The 17,412-nt window shown below is 67.1% G+C and carries 14 protein-coding genes; 8 read left to right on the forward strand and 6 right to left on the reverse strand.

The genetic code is table 11. The annotated features are described in order from the left end of the window. Window positions 1-45 precede the first annotated feature (45 nt). On the forward strand, window positions 46-2,934 hold the full coding sequence (locus tag SNAS_RS19615; RefSeq protein ID WP_013019200.1) for an AfsR/SARP family transcriptional regulator: 2,889 nt from the start codon (window positions 46-48) through the stop codon (window positions 2,932-2,934). A 10-nt stretch (window positions 2,935-2,944) separates the two neighbouring features. Here SNAS_RS19615 and SNAS_RS19620 read toward each other — a convergent pair whose 3' ends face one another. Then, window positions 2,945-4,717, reverse strand: a complete 1,773-nt coding sequence (locus tag SNAS_RS19620) for an ABC transporter ATP-binding protein (RefSeq protein WP_013019201.1) — start codon at window positions 4,715-4,717, stop codon at window positions 2,945-2,947. Continuing rightward, entirely contained in the window at window positions 4,714-6,516 is a 1,803-nt protein-coding gene (locus tag SNAS_RS19625; RefSeq protein WP_041626555.1) for an ABC transporter ATP-binding protein, read from the reverse strand. Before SNAS_RS19625 ends, SNAS_RS19620 begins: the two co-directional genes overlap by 4 nt. 236 nt (window positions 6,517-6,752) lie before the next feature. Here SNAS_RS19625 and SNAS_RS19630 point away from each other — a divergent pair, with 236 nt between their 5' ends. Next, a complete protein-coding gene (locus SNAS_RS19630) occupies window positions 6,753-7,364 on the forward strand; it encodes a TIGR03085 family metal-binding protein (protein WP_013019203.1) in 612 nt (203 codons plus the stop codon). A 126-nt stretch (window positions 7,365-7,490) separates the two neighbouring features. Here the strand turns inward: SNAS_RS19630 and SNAS_RS19635 are convergent, their stop codons facing one another. Both SNAS_RS19635 and SNAS_RS19640 read right to left on the reverse strand, forming a co-directional pair. Further along, window positions 7,491-7,670, reverse strand: a complete 180-nt coding sequence (locus tag SNAS_RS19635) for a hypothetical protein (protein ID WP_013019204.1) — start codon at window positions 7,668-7,670, stop codon at window positions 7,491-7,493. Between the two features lie 5 nt (window positions 7,671-7,675). Then, complete coding sequence (locus SNAS_RS19640) at window positions 7,676-8,347, reverse strand: endonuclease V (RefSeq protein ID WP_013019205.1); 672 nt, start codon at window positions 8,345-8,347, stop codon at window positions 7,676-7,678. Window positions 8,348-8,543: 196 nt separating this feature from the next. On the opposite strand from SNAS_RS19640, the gene SNAS_RS19645 reads away from it, so the two are divergent. From SNAS_RS19645 to SNAS_RS19665, 5 genes are all read left to right on the forward strand, one after another. Next, the gene (locus tag SNAS_RS19645; RefSeq protein ID WP_013019206.1) at window positions 8,544-9,302 is read left to right on the forward strand and encodes an amino acid ABC transporter ATP-binding protein; all 759 of its coding nucleotides are present in this window, start codon (window positions 8,544-8,546) and stop codon (window positions 9,300-9,302) included. A gap of 79 nt (window positions 9,303-9,381) precedes the next feature. Continuing rightward, entirely contained in the window at window positions 9,382-10,302 is a 921-nt protein-coding gene (locus tag SNAS_RS19650; protein WP_041625061.1) for a glutamate ABC transporter substrate-binding protein, read from the forward strand. A gap of 66 nt (window positions 10,303-10,368) precedes the next feature. Next, a complete protein-coding gene (locus tag SNAS_RS19655) occupies window positions 10,369-11,031 on the forward strand; it encodes an amino acid ABC transporter permease (RefSeq protein WP_013019208.1) in 663 nt (220 codons plus the stop codon). Window positions 11,032-11,050: 19 nt separating this feature from the next. Then, complete coding sequence (locus tag SNAS_RS19660) at window positions 11,051-11,983, forward strand: amino acid ABC transporter permease (RefSeq protein ID WP_013019209.1); 933 nt, start codon at window positions 11,051-11,053, stop codon at window positions 11,981-11,983. An 81-nt stretch (window positions 11,984-12,064) separates the two neighbouring features. Beyond that, complete coding sequence (locus SNAS_RS19665; protein WP_013019210.1) at window positions 12,065-12,838, forward strand: MBL fold metallo-hydrolase; 774 nt, start codon at window positions 12,065-12,067, stop codon at window positions 12,836-12,838. An 11-nt stretch (window positions 12,839-12,849) separates the two neighbouring features. Here SNAS_RS19665 and hisF read toward each other — a convergent pair whose 3' ends face one another. Next, window positions 12,850-13,614, reverse strand: a complete 765-nt coding sequence (gene hisF / locus SNAS_RS19670) for an imidazole glycerol phosphate synthase subunit HisF (RefSeq protein WP_013019211.1) — start codon at window positions 13,612-13,614, stop codon at window positions 12,850-12,852. 140 nt (window positions 13,615-13,754) lie between these two features. Here hisF and SNAS_RS33020 point away from each other — a divergent pair, with 140 nt between their 5' ends. Beyond that, window positions 13,755-16,766: an AfsR/SARP family transcriptional regulator gene (locus tag SNAS_RS33020; protein WP_013019212.1), complete on the forward strand. Its 3,012-nt coding sequence runs from the start codon at window positions 13,755-13,757 to the stop codon at window positions 16,764-16,766. Window positions 16,767-16,768: 2 nt separating this feature from the next. On the opposite strand, the gene SNAS_RS19680 is transcribed toward SNAS_RS33020, so the two are convergent. Then, window positions 16,769-17,407 carry a DUF4126 domain-containing protein gene (locus SNAS_RS19680; RefSeq protein ID WP_013019213.1) on the reverse strand — a complete coding sequence of 213 codons (639 nt, stop codon included), beginning with the start codon at window positions 17,405-17,407 and terminating at the stop codon, window positions 16,769-16,771. Window positions 17,408-17,412: the final 5 nt, after the last annotated feature.

The raw sequence follows: 17,412 nt of genomic DNA on the forward strand, positions 1-17,412 counted from the left end.
GCCGTGGTTTCACCACGGTTTCACCGCCCACGGGAGGTTCGGACGATGTTCCTGTCAGTGCTCGGTCCGTTAACGGCCGACATCGACGGGCAGGACGTGCCGGTGCCCGCGGGGATGCAGCGGCTGCTGTTGGCGGCGCTGCTGCACCGGGTGCGGCGGCCGGTGTCCATCGACACCCTGGCCGAGGCACTGTGGCCCGACGAGACGCCCACCAAGCCGGACAAGGCGATCCAGCTGTACGTCCACCGGCTGCGCAAGCTCCTGGGTGACCCGGGCCGGATCATCCACGGCCCGGCCGGGTACAGCCTCATCGCGTCGCGGTCCGAACTGGACTGGCAGTGTTTCGAGGACCTGCTGCGCACCGCCCGCGAGGCGAGGCACGCGGGATCGTGGGACACCGCCACCCACCGGTACGTCGAAGCGTTGGCGCTGTGGCGATCCGACCCCTACGAGGACGTGCCCGGCTGCCACCTGCTGACCCCGGAGATCCAGCGCCTCACCAGTCTGCGGGTGGAGGCCCGGGTCGAGCAGGCCGAGGTGATGGTCGACAGGGGACGGCACGTCGAGGCCGAGCCGGTGATCTCGCGGCTGCTGTCGGAGTTCCCGCACCGCGAGGGGCTGTACGCGCTGCTCATGCTGGCGTACTACCGGGCCGGACGGGTCGGCGAGGCTCTGGACGTGTACCGCACGGCGCAGCGGCTGCTGGCCGACGAGCTGGGCGTCGATCCCGGACCGAAGCTCAACACGGTGCACCGCGCGATCCTCAACCGCAGCCCGGGGCTGGACGGCACCGCCGCCGCCCCCGCGTCGCCGGTCCCGGCGCAGCTTCCGGCGCCGATCTCGGCGCTGGCCGGTCGCGAAGCCGAGATCGAGGAACTGACCCGCGCCGATACCCCGGGCCGCCGCGGCCTGGTGCGCGCCGTCGACGGCATGGCGGGCGTCGGGAAGTCCACACTGGCCATCGCCGCCGCGCACCGGCTCGCGCCCCGGTACCCGGACGGCCAGCTGTTCGCCGACCTGCGCGGCTTCACCCCCGGCGTGGAACCCAGCCAGCCCGGCGAGGTCCTGGGGCGGCTGCTGGAAGGGCTCGGCGTCACCGGCGACCGGCTGCCCCACGACACCGAGGCACGCGCGGGCCTGTGGCGGGGCATGTCGCGCGGCAAGCGGATCCTGTTGCTGCTGGACAACGCGGTGGACGCGAACCAGTTGCGGCCGTTGCTGCCCGCCGATCCCGGCTGTCTGGCCATCGTCACCAGCCGCCGTCGGCTCACCGATCTCGACGACGTTCGCAACCTCACCCTCGACGTCCTGCCCAAGCCTGCCGCCGTGCAGCTGTTCACCAACGTGGTCGGCGCATCCCGGCTGAGCGACCAGGAGGCACTGGACGAGGTGCTGGCCAGCTGCGGCGGCCTGCCGTTGGCGTTGCGGCTGACGGCGTCCCGCTTCCGTGACCGGCCATCATGGACGCTGTCGCAGTTGGCCGAACGGCTGCGTCGCGACCGCCCCGAGGTGCTCTCCAGCGACGGTGTCGCCAGTGCCTTCGGCATCGCCTACGAACGGCTCAGCGACGAGCGGCGGCGGCTGTTTCGGCGGCTCAGCCTCCATCCCGGTGTCGACATCGGATCCGCTGCCGCCGCCGCGCTGGCGGAATCCGGCGACGCCGAGAACGAGCTGGAAGCGTTGGTGGACACGCATCTGCTGCTGTCACCGGACTTCGGCCGCTACCGGTTCCACGACCTGATGCGCCGCTATGCCGAATCGCTGGTCACCGACACCGAACCGGCCGCCGACCGCGAGGCGGCTTTGCGTCGGCTGACCGACCACTATCTGGGCTCGACCCGAAACGCCGTCGAAGCAGCGGGTCTGGCCCCGGCGCTGCCCACTACCGGGCTGGCCAGCGGGAGCGGCGCGGCCGACCCCGGTGAGCCGTCCGGACACGCCGAGGCCGAGACCTTCCCCGACGCCGCCTCGGCACTGTCCTGGCTGGACACCGAACGCGCCAACCTCGTCGCCGTCACCCGTCGCGCCGCCGAGCACGGCTGGACCGACCACGTCGTGGCCCTCGCGACGCTTTTGGCCCGGTACCTGTCGGCCGGAACGCATGCGGGCGAGGAACTGACCGTGCACCGACTCGCCGCCCGCATGGCCGCCGAACGCGGCGACACCCCCGCCCAGGCCATCGCCTGGCACCACCTCGGCGGCACCTACCTGGCGCTGGGCCAACGCGACAAGGCACTGGCCTACTACGGCGAGGCCCTCGTCGTGTTCCAGGAGACCGGCGACGACCGCGCCGAGGCCGTCGCCCGCCACGCCGTCGCCAACGCCCTCGACATGGGCGACCAGCTCGTCGAGTCGCTGGAACACCGCGAACGGGCACTGGAACTGGCCACCAAGACCGCCGACGCCGTCGGACAGTGCCGCGCCCACCTGGGGCTGGCGATCTCACTGCGCAGGCTCGGCCGATACCCGGCCTCCGGCGAGCATTGCCAACGCGCCCTTGACATCGCCGTCGAAGCCGGACACCACGCCTACCACGCCGCCGCGCACGAGCACCTCGGCCACCTCCGGCTGGCCTGCCGCGAGTACCCGGCGGCCGTCGAGGCGTTCGAACAGGCCCTGGACCGGTACCGCGACTCCGGCAACCGGCGCGGCGAATACCAGTCGCTCAACGGATTGGGCCGATCCCTGTGCGCGCTCGGCGAGATCGACGCCGCCCTGGAGCACCAGCGGCAGGCCATGGACATCGTGCGCGACACCGACGATCCCAACGCCAAACTGGAGGGTCACCTGTGGCTCGGCGAGGCGCTGGCCGCCGCCGGGCAACCGCGCGACGCCCGCCGCCACCTCGACACCGCCCTGGAGCTGGCCGCGAAACTCGGCCAGCCGGAGGACGAACGACAGTGCCGGGCGCTGCTGGCGACACTGGATCGCTAGCGCGCGAAGGTCACCGGGTCTGCGCCACCCAGGAGTTGTGCAGCCCCGCGTAGATCGAACCCTCCTGGGTCACCAGCTCGCGGTGTGGTCCACGTTGGACGAGACGTCCCGCGTCGAACACCAGCACCTCGTCGGCCGCCTCGGCGGTCGACAACCGGTGCGCGATGACGACGGTGGTCCGGCCCCGCGTGACGGTCTCCAGGGCGCGGGCCAGCCGTACCTCGGTGGCCGGGTCGACGGCGCTGGTGGCCTCGTCGAGGACGAGCAGGTCCGGGTCGGCGACATAGGCGCGCGCCAGCGCCACCAGCTGCCGTTCGCCGACGCTCAGCGACTCGCCGCGTTCGCCGACCTGGGTGTCCAGGCCGTGCGGCAGGTTGTCGATCCAGTCGGCCAGCCCCAGCTCCGAGAACGCCACGTACAGTTCGGCGTCGGTCAGTTCCGCGTCGGCGAAGCGGACGTTGTCGGCGACGTTGGCGTCGAACAGGAAACCCTCCTGCGGCACCATGACGACGCGACGCCGCAGCGACGCGAAGGTGACCTCGGTGAGCGGGATCCCCGACAGCGAGATGGTTCCGGCCGCCGGGTCCATCAGCCGGGTCAGCAGTTTCGCGAAGGTGGTCTTGCCGCTGCCGGTCTCGCCGACGACGGCAACGGTGGTCTGCGCCGACAGCCGGACGTTCACATCGGACAGTACCGTCGGTCCGCCCGGATAGGCGAACTCCACACCGTCGAAGTCCACCGACACCGCCCCTTGTGGCAGGTCCTTGCCGTTGGGTCCCGGGTCGGCGACGTCGGGTTCGGTCTCCAGGATGTCCAGCACCCGCCCCCAGCCGGAGATCGCGTTCTGCGCCTCGTTGAGGGTCTCGGTGGCCATCATGAGCGGTTGCACGAACAGCGTCACCAGGAACAGGAACGCCGTCAGCTCGCCGACGGTGAGGTTGCCGCCCGCGCCGAGGAAGACCCCGGCGACGATGACCGCCGAGATCGCCAGGCCGTTGATGGTCTCACCGGCGGTGAAGCTCCACACGCTGCGTTTCAGGGCGCCGAACTGGGCGTGCCGGAAACCGTCGATGGACTCGTCGAGGCGTTCGCTGGTGCGTCCGGCGACCCCGTAGGAGCGGATCACCGGCGCGCCCACGACGGTCTCGGCGATGCCGCCCAGCATGACGCCGACGCGTTCGCGCACCGCCTTGTAGGCCGCGGCCAGTTGCCGTTGCAGGAACCGCACCACCCACACCAGCGGCAGGAAGCACAGCCACACCACCGCGGCCAACAGCGGCGAGTAGATGAACATCACGACCGTGGCCATGATGATCTGTCCACTGTTGACGATAAGGATGATGCCGCCGAACTGGAGGAACCGGCTGATCGTGTCGACGTCGGTGGTGACCCGCGCGGTCAGCGCGCCGCGCCGCTCCCCCTGCTGGTGCAGCATCGACAGGTCGTGGATGTGCCGGAAAGTCCTGGTGCGCAACGAGGCCAGCGCGGTCTCGGACACGGTGAACAGGCGCACGTTCATGAGGTATCCGGCCACCACCGACACCAGCAGCACCACGACCCCGGTGACGGCGACGGTCGTGACGACCTCGGCGTCGGGGCCGTTCTCGCCGAGCAGTCCCTTGTCGATGCCCTGCTGGATCGCCACCGGCACCACGCCCTTGCCGATGGTGGCGATGAGCGCCAGCAACAGCGTGACACCCAGGCCGCGCCGCAGCTCCGGCGACAGCGCCAGGCCGCGTTTGAGGGTGGCCAGCGGTTTGACCTTCGCGGTTTCCTCGCTCATGCCGACACCTCCGAGTCGTCAATGAATTCGCCCTCGGCGGCGCGTTCGGCCTCGGCGCGTTCGTAGGCGGTGACCAGGTTGGCGTAGCCGGGAACCTTGGCCAGCAGGGTTTCGTGGCTGCCGCGGGCGACCACGGTCCCGCCCTCGAGGTACACGACCTCGTCGGCCAGTGCGATGGTCGCGCGCCGGTAGGCCACCACCAGGACGCTGGCGGGGTTGTCGCTGTCCTTCAGACCGGCCAGGATCGCCGATTCCACTTTGGGGTCGACGGCGCTGGTGGCGTCGTCCATGATGAGCAGTCGCGGCCGTCCGGCCAGGGCGCGGGCCAGGGTGAGGCGCTGCCGCTGCCCGCCCGACAGCGAGGTGCCGCGCTCGCCGACCTGGGTGTCGAGGCCGTCGTCGAGTTTGGCGACGAAACCGTCGGCCTGCGCGATGCGCAGCGAGTTCCACACCTGCTCGTCGGGGTCGGACGAGCCCAGGTCGCGGCCCAGCGTGATGTTGCCGCGCACGTCGTCGTCGAACACGAACGGCACCTGCGGCACCAGGGCGACGCTGGCGGCCAGTTCGGCGTGCTTGAGGGTGCGCGAGTCGGTCTCGTCGACGCGGATCACGCCGCCGTCGGGGTCGATGAGCCGCGTCGCCAGCGAGGCGATCGTCGACTTGCCGGAACCGGTGGGACCGACCAGGGCGATGGTCTTGCCCGGCGCGACGTCGAAGGTCACGTCCCGCAGCACCTTGGTGCCGTCCTCGTAGGAGAACGAGACCGAGTCGAACGCGAGCCGGGCCGGGCCCTCGCGGTCCAGGGCACCGTTGCCGTAGGTCATGTCGCCGGTGGCCTTCAGGACGCCGTGCACCCGCTCCCAGCCCACGACGCTGGCAGGCAGGTCGGCCAGCACCCAGGTGATGGCGCGGACCGGGAAGGCCAGCACCGAGAACAGGAACGTCACCGAGACGATCTCGGCCACCCCGATGGCACCCGAGGACAGCCGCCACACGCCCACGACCAGCACCGCGAGCGTCCCGATGTCGGGCAGCGCCGACATGATCGGGTCGAACAGACCGCGCAGCCGTCCCACCCGGATCAGCGAGTCGCGCAGCTCGTCGGCCGAGACGTTGAAGCGGGTGGTCTCCTCGGCCTCGCGGCCCATGGTCTTGACGACGAGCGCGCCGTCGAAGCTCTCGTGCGCCACGGCCGAGACCTCGGCGCGCAGCTGCTGCGCCCGGGTCATGCGCGGCGACATCTTGCGGGAGTACACGACGTTGAGCAGGAACAACGCCGGGAAGATCAGGGTGCCGACCAGCGCCAGCGCCCAGTCGGTGGCGAACAGCGCCACCATCGCGGCGGCCAGCATCACCAGGGTGCCGACGGCGAACGGCAGCGGCGCGATCGGCACGAACGCGGCCTCCACGTCGGCGTTGGCGTTCGACAGCAGCGTGCCGGTCTGGTGCTTCTGGTGCCACGACACCGGCAGGCCCAGGTAGCGGCGGGTCACCAGGCGGCGATGCCGGGCCTGCAACCGGAACTGCATGGCTCCGGCACCCAGCCGCCGCGAGATCATGCCCGCGATCTTGAGGAGGCTCACGAAGATGAGGACGACCACCGCGATCGCCAGCGCGGCCAGCGCGGGTTCACCGTTCTCGACGGAGGGCACGACGACCATGTCCACGATGGCACCGGACACGAACGCCCCCGCGATCGTGGTGCCGGAGTGGACGATGGCTCCCAGTGCGCCGAGCGTGAACATGAACGGTTCCATGCGGATCGCGCGCAGCAGCACCCGCATGCCGCGCCCGATGATGCCCTTGCTCGTGATTTCCTCGTCCACTCAACCTCCAGGGGATGTCGCGCCGCTCGCGCCCGGTAGCGATCCTGACGTGTGAATGTCGGTACCGCAACCGTGATTCGGTCCTTACTGACCCGCAGCGCCGAAACCGACGTCGATCCACTTAGACCGGAAGGGCTGGGTCGGGCGCTCCTACTGGGCAAACCTATGCGATGCCTGCGATATTTCCCACGTGGTGTCATGATGGCCACATGTCGTCGATCGTGCGAACCGAGCGCGAAGCCCTGACCACTCTGCTGACGACCCTGGGCCCGCAGGCTCCGACCCTGTGCACCGGCTGGACCACCGCCGACCTGGCGGCGCACCTGGTGGCCCGGGAACGGCGGGCCGACAGCCTGCCCGGCCTGATGGTGCCGCTGCTGGCGGGTCACACCGAACGCGTCCGGCGCGGCTACCGCGACCTGGACTACGACAAGCTGCTGGACCTACTGCGTCGGCCACCCTGGTGGGCGCTGACCACCACGATCGAATCCTTCGACCTGGCAGAGTGGTTCGTGCACCACGAGGACGTGCGCCGAGCCGCCCCCGACTGGCAGCCCCGACCGCTGCCCCGCCCGTTCGGCGAGGCGCTGTGGGACAAACCGTTCCTGACCCAGGCGCTGCTGTTTCGCACCGGCTTCGCGGTCACGCTGGAGGCACCCGGCTACGGGCGCCGCACCGTCGGCCGGGGCCCGTCGGCCGCGACGGTCACCGGCGAGCCCGGCGAGATCCTGCTGTTCTGCTTCGGGCGGCAGGCGCACGCGCGCGTCGACGTCGAGGGCCGCAAGGCCGCGAAACTGCGCCGCGCGAAGCTGGGGCTCTAGCTGGCTCGTCTAGCGCTGTGCCCCAGTTCGCGCGTCTAGCGCTGTGCCTCAGCTCGCTCTCCGAGCGCTGTGCCTCAGCTCGCTCTCCGAGCGCTGTGCCTCAGCTCGCTCTCCGAGCGCTGTGCCTCAGTTCGCTCTCCGAGCGAAGTGAAGCCACCCCTCGCCCCGGCAGAACCAGCACTCGTCGCTGACGACACCGGCGACGATCTTGCCGTCCTTGACTCGGGCGGCCTGCCGTTCCAGATCACCCGAACCCGAACAGGTCAGGCACAGGGTACGCAGGGATTGGGGGTCGGCGTTGGACACGCGCTTCAGCCTAGCGCCTCGGCCAAAGTGTCCCGCGACAGCCGATCGGCGGCCCGGGTGGTGGCGGGCAGCCGAAACCGCGGCGACAACCGCAACGCCACCTCCACCGCCTCGTCCAGACCAATACGATGACCGACCGAGACATAAACGGGTTTCACATTGTCCTGTGTGCGCAGACAAGCGCCCACGACATCGTCCCCATTGAATATCAATGTGGACGATCCGCGTCGCTTTCCCGGTTCATTGACAGCGAATTCGGGAGGATTCTTCGCAATTCCCATTGTCGGTTGATTCATGTGGACACCCAGATGGCACGCCATTCCGAACCCCCGGGGATGCGCCAGCCCGTGCCCGTCGCAGACCACCAGCTCAGCCGCCACGTCCAACCGTTCCAACACCTGGGACGACAATGGCACCTCCCGAAATCCCAACAACCCCGGCCGATACGGGAACTCCACCCGCCCCACCACCGTCGCGGTGGCCACCACCGCCAGCGATCCCAGCTCAAAGGCCACCGCCGCCGCGGCGGCCAGCTCGGAATCTTTGTCATAGGCGATATCGACCCCGGCCACCACCCCAGGGGCCACCCGAACGCCCTCGCGACACACCCGGGTCCGCAACGACTCCTGCAACTTCTCGGCGGTCTCGACGTCGGTCGGCCATGGGTATTTCGTCACGGCCGCAACGCTACCGGCAGCGTAATCGCTTACTCGTTACCGAGCTGATACCACAATGTGTACGTCCCGTGTCCACGTCGACCCGGATGTCGCTGCGTGAGCTGGCACACTAGCATTCCGAAAGCACCAAACACTGAACGACACCCATTCGCCCATACCCGGATAAATTGCGGGTTTTCTCGAAACAGGGACACGTATGGAAAAACCGACGGATGCCTCCACCCCACTGGTCCGGCTGTCCGGGGTCAATAAGCACTTCGGCAGCAACCACGTGCTCAAGGACATCAACCTGCACGTGGACCGAGGCGAGGTTATCGTCCTCATCGGACCTTCGGGTTCGGGTAAATCCACCCTGTGCCGCACCATCAACCGCCTGGAGACCATCGACTCCGGCACCATCACCGTCGACGGCAAACCCCTTCCCGCCGAAGGCCGCGAACTGGCGAAACTGCGCTCCGACGTCGGCATGGTGTTCCAGCACTTCAACCTGTTCGCGCACCTCACCGTGCTGCAGAACATCACCCTGGGACCCATCAAGGTGCGCCGCCAGTCCAAGGCCGCCGCCGAGAAGCGCGGCCGGGAACTCCTCGAACGCGTCGGCCTGGCCGACAAGGCCGACGCCCTCCCCGCCCAGCTGTCCGGCGGCCAGCAACAGCGTGTGGCCATCGCCCGCGGCCTGGCCATGGACCCCAAGCTCATGATGTTCGACGAGCCCACCTCGGCCCTCGACCCCGAGATGATCAACGAGGTCCTCGACGTGATGCAGGACCTGGCCCGCGAGGGCATGACGATGGTCGTGGTCACGCACGAGATGGGCTTCGCCCGCCGCGCCTCCAACCGGGTCATCTTCCTGGCCGACGGCGCCATCGTCGAAGAGGCTCCCCCGGCCGAGTTCTTCGACAACCCCCAGACCGAACGTGCGCAGGACTTTTTGTCGAAAGTGTTGTCTCACTGATAGTCGAAACCGTTGTTTTCCCGGGGTAATGTCCGCCGGGACAGACCTCGTAATACAGACCGAAAGGAAACAGGCACAGATGCGTAAGTTCCGCACTGCTGTGGTCGCGGGTGTTGCCGTGGCCCTGTTCGCCCTGTCCGCGTGCGCGGGTCAGGCGTCGAAGGACAAGGAAGAAGCCGACAAGAAGAAGGAAGAAGTCGGCGACTACGTCATGGAGCAGGACAAGGATGTCCCCGAGGGCCTGCTCGCCGACGCGGTGAAGGACGGAAAGCTCGTCGTCGGTGTCAAGCCCGACCAGCCACTGATCGGCGAGAAGAAGGGCTCCACCTACGAGGGCTTCGACATCGAGATGGCGAAGCTGCTGGGTATGCGCCTGTTCGGCAAGGGTGGCGAGGAGAAGGTCGAGTTCAAGGAGACCACCTCCGACAACCGTGAGGCCTTCCTGAACTCCGGCGAGGTCGACGTGGTCATCGCCAGCTACAGCATGTACCCCGACCGCGTGAAGCAGTTCTCGTTCGCCGGTCCGTACCTGTTCACCGGTCAGAACGCCCTGGTGTCTGCCGAGAACAAGGACATCAAGACCATTGATGACCTGGCGGGCAAGAAGGTCTGCATCGCCAAGGGCTCGGGTTCGATCGACAACCTGAAGAAGGAGAACCCGAAGGCCAAGATCGAGACCCGCGCCAACTACGGCGACTGTGCCGCCCAGGTCAAGGACGGCACCTTCGACGCGGTCAGCACCGACGAGACGATCCTGTACGGCTACAAGAGCCAGGACAAGGAAGCGTTCCGCATCCTCGACTCCTCGGAGAACTTCACCGACGAGCCTTACGGCATCGGCATGAAGAAGGGCAACGACGCGGCCAAGGACTACATCAACGAGATGATCAAAGCGGCCTACGAGAACGAAGACTGGGACAAGGCCTTCGAGCTGACCTTCGGTGCCGCTGGCATGGAGAAGCCGGAGTACCCCGAAATCGGCAAGATCACCTCTGACTAAGTAACCCACTGGTGCCCGCCCACTTTGGGCGGGCACCAGCCCCATACAGACCAATAAGGAATCACCGTGTTCCAAAACCTCGACTACGTGTTGCCGATCCTGGCGCAGGGTTTCGTGACCACCCTGTGGCTGACACTGGCCAGCTTCGCCCTGGCGCTGGTCATCGGCGGGATCCTCGCGCTCATGCACGTCAGTCCCGCGCCCCCCGCCCGTTGGGCCGCGACCGCCTACACCCAGTTCTTCCGCAACATCCCCCTACTCGTCATTCTGGTGCTGTTCCTGTTCGGCTTCACCGCGCTGGGCATCGGCAAGGGCATGGCCTCGTGGATCTGGGCGATCATCGGCCTGGGCACCTACACCGGCGCGCTGGTCGGTGAGACCCTGCGCTCGGGCATCAACTCCATCTCGCTCGGACAGGCCGAGGCCGCGCGCTCCATCGGCCTCACCTTCGGACAGTCACTGTCCAGCGTGATCCTCCCGCAGGCGTTCCGGACCGTCGTACCGCCACTGGGATCGCTGTTCATCGCGCTCGTCAAGAACAGCGCGCTGGCGTCCGCGGTCGGCATCATCGAGTTGAGCGGCGTCGCCGACCAGCTCCAGGAGGACAGGAACGTCAGTGTGTCGATCTGGACGATCGTCATCGGTGTGATCCTGTTCTACCTGATCATCAACTTGCCCGCGAGTTATCTCATCCGCGTCGCTGAGAAGCGCGCCGCGATCTCCCGGTAGCGACTGCGAAAGAACTCTCATGAGCAAACAAGAAACCTCCGTCCTCTTCGACGCGCTCGGCCCCAAGGGCAAGCAACGCGCGAGGATCGTCTCCGTAGTCGCCGGGCTGTTGATTGCCGCCTTCGTCACGTACGCGGTCATCATCTTGAGCAGCAACGAATTCTTCTCCGCCGAAGCCTGGAACACCGTCTTCGACGCCCAACTCTTCGAGACGATCTGGGTCAAGGGTCTGCTCGGAACGTTGCGCGCGGCCTTCTTCGGCTGCATCGGCGCCCTGGTCATCGGCGTCATCGTCGGTATGGGGCGAGTCTCGCGCTTCAAGTTCATCCGGGCCATCAGCGCGGTCTACGTTCAGTTCTTCCGGTCGATCCCGCTGCTGCTGCTGATCTGGATCCCGTACGCGATCAACCTGTACTACGGGTACATGGACGCCCTGTTCACCGACGAGATCTGGCAGTTGACCTCGTTCGTCGTCATCGGCCTGTCCATCTACAACGGAGCGGTGCTCGCCGAGATCCTGCGCAGTGGTATCAACGCGCTGCCGCCGGGACAGGCGATGGCCGGACACGCCGTCGGTCTGCGGCACGGTCAGGTCATGCGATCGATCGTCATGCCGCAGGCGATCCGCAACATGCTTCCGGCGGTGTTGGCCCAGTTGATCATCCTGTTCAAGGACACCTCGCTGGGTTACGCGATCACCTACCCCGAGCTGCTCCACGAAGCCCGGCTGCTGGGATCCAACTTCAACGTCGCACTGTTGCAGAGCTTGTTCACTGTCGCGTTCGTGTACTTCATCATCGCCTACACCGCGGGCAAGCTGGTCAACGTGGTCGACCGCAAGATGAGCCGCAAGACCGCCGGTAAGACGGTGGGCGGCACGGACGACACAGCCGGTCTGGCCGCATTGCCGATCGCCGCTGCCAGCGATGCCGATGGCGGAGGCAACAACTGACGTCCAGCTGACAACGGCCCCGCGCGATTCGCGCGGGGCCGTTTTTCTTGGCCAGAACCGACGAGTCCCTACACTGGCCGAATGACCACGGCAGGGCTGCGACTCAACGTACTCGGCAGCGCCACCCCATACCCGCGCCCTGACAATCCGTGCTCCGGCTACCTGCTCACCAGCGGCGACACGAGGATCTGGCTGGACGCGGGAACCGGAACCCTCGCCGCGCTGCAACGACACGTCCGCCTCACCGACCTCGACGCCATTTGGATCTCCCACGCCCACGCCGACCACAGCGCCGACCTTTTGACCGCGTACTACGCCTTGCTCTACGCGGACCTTCGCCTCACCGCACCGCTCCCGCTCTACGGGCCACCCGGCATCGCCGATCGGCTAGCCGACTTCCTCACCAACGGCCCCGAACGAAGCCCCGTCGAGCGGGCCTTCACCATCCACGAACTACACGACGGGCATCGCGCCGAGATAGGTCCACTGTCACTGACTACCCGGGCGGTCGAGCACGGGCTCCCGGCATTCGCGGTCCGCGTCGACGACGGTGACGTCTCGCTGGTCTACTCCGGCGACACCGCGCCCTGCGCCAAGCTCACCGAACTGGCCACCACCTGCGACACGCTGCTATGCGAAGCCGACAGCGCCGAACCCAGCACCCCACCGGTTCACCACACTCCCGAAGACGCGGGCACGACCGCCACCGCAGCTGGCGTGGGCCGATTGATCATCACCCACGTCGGCCCGTTCCTCACCCCCGAGCAAGCCGTCGACCGAGCCGCCGCGACGTTCTCCGGCCCGATCGGCTACGCCGCGCCAGGAACCACCATCGACATCACGCCGATGCCCTGACCACCGGAACGCTACCGCCGCACGGTGGCCCCGGACGCGGCCAGCGCGTCCTTGACCTCACCAATACTCAACTGCCCGAAGTGGAACACACTCGCGGCCAACACCGCGTCGGCCCCGGCCTCCACCGCCGGAGCGAAATGGTCCAGCTCCCCCGCCCCACCCGAAGCGATCACCGGGATGTCAACGGCGGCACGGACAGCGCGTATCAACGGCAGATCGAACCCGTCCTTCGTACCGTCGGCGTCCATCGAGTTGACCAGCAACTCCCCCGCCCCCAGCTCGGCGCCCCGTTTCGCCCACTCGACCGCGTCGAGCCCGGTCCCCTGACGGCCGCCGTGCGTCGTGACCTCCCAGCCGCTCGCGGTCTCCCCGGTGTGGCGGACGTCCAGCGACAACACCAGCACCTGGTTCCCGAACCGCTTCGCGATCTCAGCGATGAGCTCCGGCCGGTTGATCGCGGCGGTGTTGACTCCAACCTTGTCCGCCCCGGCCCGCAGCAACGCGTCCACGTCCTCCACCGACCGCACTCCCCCACCCACGGTCAGCGGAATGAACACGGTCTCAGCGGTGCGGCGCACGACATCGATCATGGTGGCCCGGTCGTCAACCGACGCGGTGACATCCAGAAACGTCAGCTCATCGGCCCCGGCCGCACCATACGCGGCGGCCAGTTCCACCGGATCCCCCGCGTCGCGCAACTCCTTGAACTTGACCCCCTTGACGACGCGGCCAGCGTCGACGTCGAGGCATGGAATGACACGAACGGCCAAAGACATGGTGACCACGATAACCGCGCGTTGACCTGCTGCGATCAACAGACCCCACCGGGTTCAGCGCGCCAGGATTTGAGACCGGGAAACTGTAATCGCGCGTGTATAGTCCCATCGACATCGGTTGAAGTCGAACGGGAGTCGGCGTGGAGTTCTCGATACTCGGACCGTTGCGAGTCCAGCACGGCGGCCGTTCCGTCCCGATCTCCGGTCGCCACGCTCCCAAGCTGCTTGCGGTATTGCTGGTCGACGCCGGGCGTCTCGTCACCGTCACCCGTCTGATCGAAACGCTGTGGGCCGAGGATCCACCCGCCACAGCGAAGCGACAGGTCCAAAACGTTATGGCGGCGTTGCGCCGCGCGTTGCCGGAACCGGATGCCATCGAGGCGACCGGCAACGGCTACCGATTGGAGCTTGAATCGGCCACTGTGGATCTGCGGGAGTTTGAGCGATTGCGGTCGCTCGCCCGAGCGGCCGAACCACGGGAGGCATTGCGATATCTGCGAGAAGCGTTGCGACTGTGGCGGGGCGAGGCCCTCGCGGGCTTGACGGGGAGCAGCATCGAAGCGGCGGCGGCGAAGCTCAACGAGGCGAGGATCTCGGCCATCGAGGAACGCGTCGAGCTCGAGCTGGACCTGGAACGACGTTTGGACGTCGTCGGCGAACTGCGGGAGCTGCTGGTGGCGCACCCGTTCCGGCAACGGTTGACGGGACAACTGATGCGGGCGCTTTGGTACGCGGGGAGCAAGTCAGAGGCGTTGGAGGTCTACCGGAAACTGCGGAAACGATTGGCCGAGGGGCTGGGTCTGGATCCGGACGCCGAACTGGCGCGGTTGCACTCGGCGATCCTGCGGGGTGAGCCCGAAACCCCCGCTGCCGACCGGACCACAGCGGCGGTGCGGGAGCGGACGGTCCCGGCACAGCTGCCCGCCGCTCCGTCGACGTTCACGGGTCGGCGTAAGCAGGTGGTGGCGCTGGACGAGCTACTGGAGCAGGGGCGGAACACGGCGGTGGTGTCAGCGATCGCGGGGATGGGTGGTGCGGGGAAGACGGCGCTGGCGTTGTATTGGGGGCACCGGGTGCGGGAGCGGTTTCCAGACGGGCAGTTGTACATCAACTTGCGCGGGTACGACGAAGCGAAACCGGTCGCCGCGATCGACGCGCTGGGGCGGTTTCTGGTGGCACTGGGGCAAACCAGTACGACTGTCCCATCCGATGTGGATGAGGCGGCGGCATTGTTCCGGTCGCTGCTGTCCGAGCGGCGGATGCTCGTCATTCTCGACAACGCCCGCGAGGCAGCCCAGGTCCGACCGCTGCTGCCGGGCGGCGCCGGGAACCTGGCGATCGTGACCAGTCGGGATCGGCTGGCAAGCCTCACCGCACTTGAAGGCGCTGAGCCGATTCGGCTGGATACCTTGAGCCAGACGGAGTCACTGGAGTTGCTGGCGAACATCGTGGGAGCCGGGCGGCTGGACACTGACCCGGAAGCGGCACATCGGATCGCCGAGCTGTGCGGACGGCTGCCGTTGGCCTTGCGGATCGCGGGGGCGAGCTTGGCGGCGCAGCCAGACCTGGCACTCGGTGAGTTCACCGATGTACTGGGCGGGCCGGATCGGTTGCGGCGATTGGCGCTTGACGGGGACAAGCTCGCCAGCGTGTCCAACGTGCTCGAATTGTCCGTGGCAGCACTCGATGACACGAGCCGCGAACTGCTGCTGAAGCTGGCGCAGATCCTGGGCGACGACTTCTGTCATGGACTGGCGGTCCACCTGTCCGAACTGGACGAAACCGGGGCCGGGCGAAATCTGGCGGCCCTGGAGGCCGCACATCTCATTGAGCAGCACATCCCGTCCCGGTACCGTATTCACGACTTGACTCGCGATTACATGAGACAACAGGGTCGCCGGACCTTCGACGACGTTCGTCTTCACGACATTCAAACCTGTTTCATCACTTGGCATTACGCTGTCCGGCGCGAAATTTCCGTCACAGAGGCATCGAATGTCGTTTCCGCGTTCAACGCGTGGCGAGAACATCCTGAGATCTGGAAACTCGCGACGATGTTCTCAGTCTTCAGCGGGACCGAGTACAAGCCCACTCAGCTACTTCAGTTGGCCGAGTGGGCACTCGTCGCGAGAAAAGACGGCATGGATCCCATGGGCAACGCGTATCTCCTCATGGAGATCGCGATTCTGTATCGCGCCATGGGAAACCGGAATCTGGCGGTCCGCGAAGCAGAGAAGGCCATCGATGTCGTTCACCGAGCGGGTCTGGAGGATCCCGACGGGCGTTTCCGGGGGAATCTGGCATTGATGTACATGGAGGTGGGCCAGTACATCCAAGCCGAGACGCTCATGCGAGACGCGCTGCGATCGGCGCGAGAGTCAGGTGACGCCCAGAACATCAAGTCCTGTTCGTCGTCCCTGGCCGCCATCTGCCGCAGGTTGGGTAAGTTCGCCGACGCCGAGACACTACTCAACGGTGTCATTGACAATCCGGAGCTGCCCACACAACCCACTCTGGACATTACCGCGAAGGCCCAACTAGGCGCCCTCTATCTGGACATCGGCCGCCTTACCGAGGCTCTCACGGTCCTTGACGAGGTGCACTCGCTGCCGCCGGACGTGGGAGGAATGCGATCACGCACGTTCTCGCGAATCCTGCGTACTGAGGCTCTCTGCGCGCTGGGCCGGTACGAATCCGCGCGTCCAGAGTTGACCGACGTACTCGCTGTCGCCGTTCGCATGGACCTCACCGGGGCGGTCATGCTGGCTACGATCCAGTTGGCGCACCTCCACAGCGATTCGGGAGATCAACAAGCCGCGCTACGAGCCCTGGACACACTCGGCCCCCATCACCTCAACGAATCCGACCAGAAATTCGCCGCTGAGATCGCGCGGCTGCGGTGCATCACCAACACCCGGCTTCGACGGTTCGCGAAAGCCGTCACGTTCGGCGGTTACGCGTGTGACCGCTACGCGAACATGTCCTATCCGCTGATGCACGCCAGGTCGCTGGCGGCGCTGGCCAACGCGTACGAGGGTGCAAACAATCCCGCCCAAACTACGGCCTGTCGCGCGCAGGCCTTCGATATCTTCTCCCGGCTGGGCGTCCCCGAAGCGGACGAACTCCGCGAGCTCCTCGGCCCCGCCCCGTAACGTCACTGGCTCTTCGAGTACCGCTCCGCGATCTTGGCGACCTTGCGGTCGGCTCGACGTTTCTTCCAGCGTCGTCGGGCCCGCCACAGGAAGATGATGGCGATCAGGACGAAGATCAGCGCGATTCCGGCCAGGATCGGGGCGAAGATCGACAGCAGGCTCATGCCGAACGAGCCGGTGTCCTCGGCGGCGCTGGCGACGGGTGTGCCGAAGCCCAGGGTGCCCGCGTTGATCATCGGGCGGATCACGACCTTGGTGATGTGGACGGCTAGGGCGAGGGCGATGCCCGCGATCCAGGCGACCGTGGGGTTGTCGATGGCCGCTACCGCTGTGCCCGTGGCTTCGTCGAGTTCGCTTGCCGCTGTGGTGGCCGAGAGGACGGCGCCGCCGCTGGCGGGGCGGATGAGGGTTTGGATGATGTCGTTGACGTGGTCGACCACGGCGATCTTGTCGACCACGAACTCGACGATCAGCAGGACGGTCATGACGGTGAGGGCCCACCAGGTGGACAGCCAGTCCCAGCTCGGAGGGAGGGAGATCTGGTCGGTGAACTTGGATATCAGGCCCACCAGGAGCAGCGGGATGTAGGCGTTGAGCCCGGCCGACACCGACAGTCCGGCACCGGTCAGCACAGCGAACATGGGGG

Origin of the sequence: Stackebrandtia nassauensis DSM 44728, from assembly GCF_000024545.1 — a bacterium.
In the GTDB taxonomy this organism is placed as follows: domain Bacteria; phylum Actinomycetota; class Actinomycetes; order Mycobacteriales; family Micromonosporaceae; genus Stackebrandtia; species Stackebrandtia nassauensis.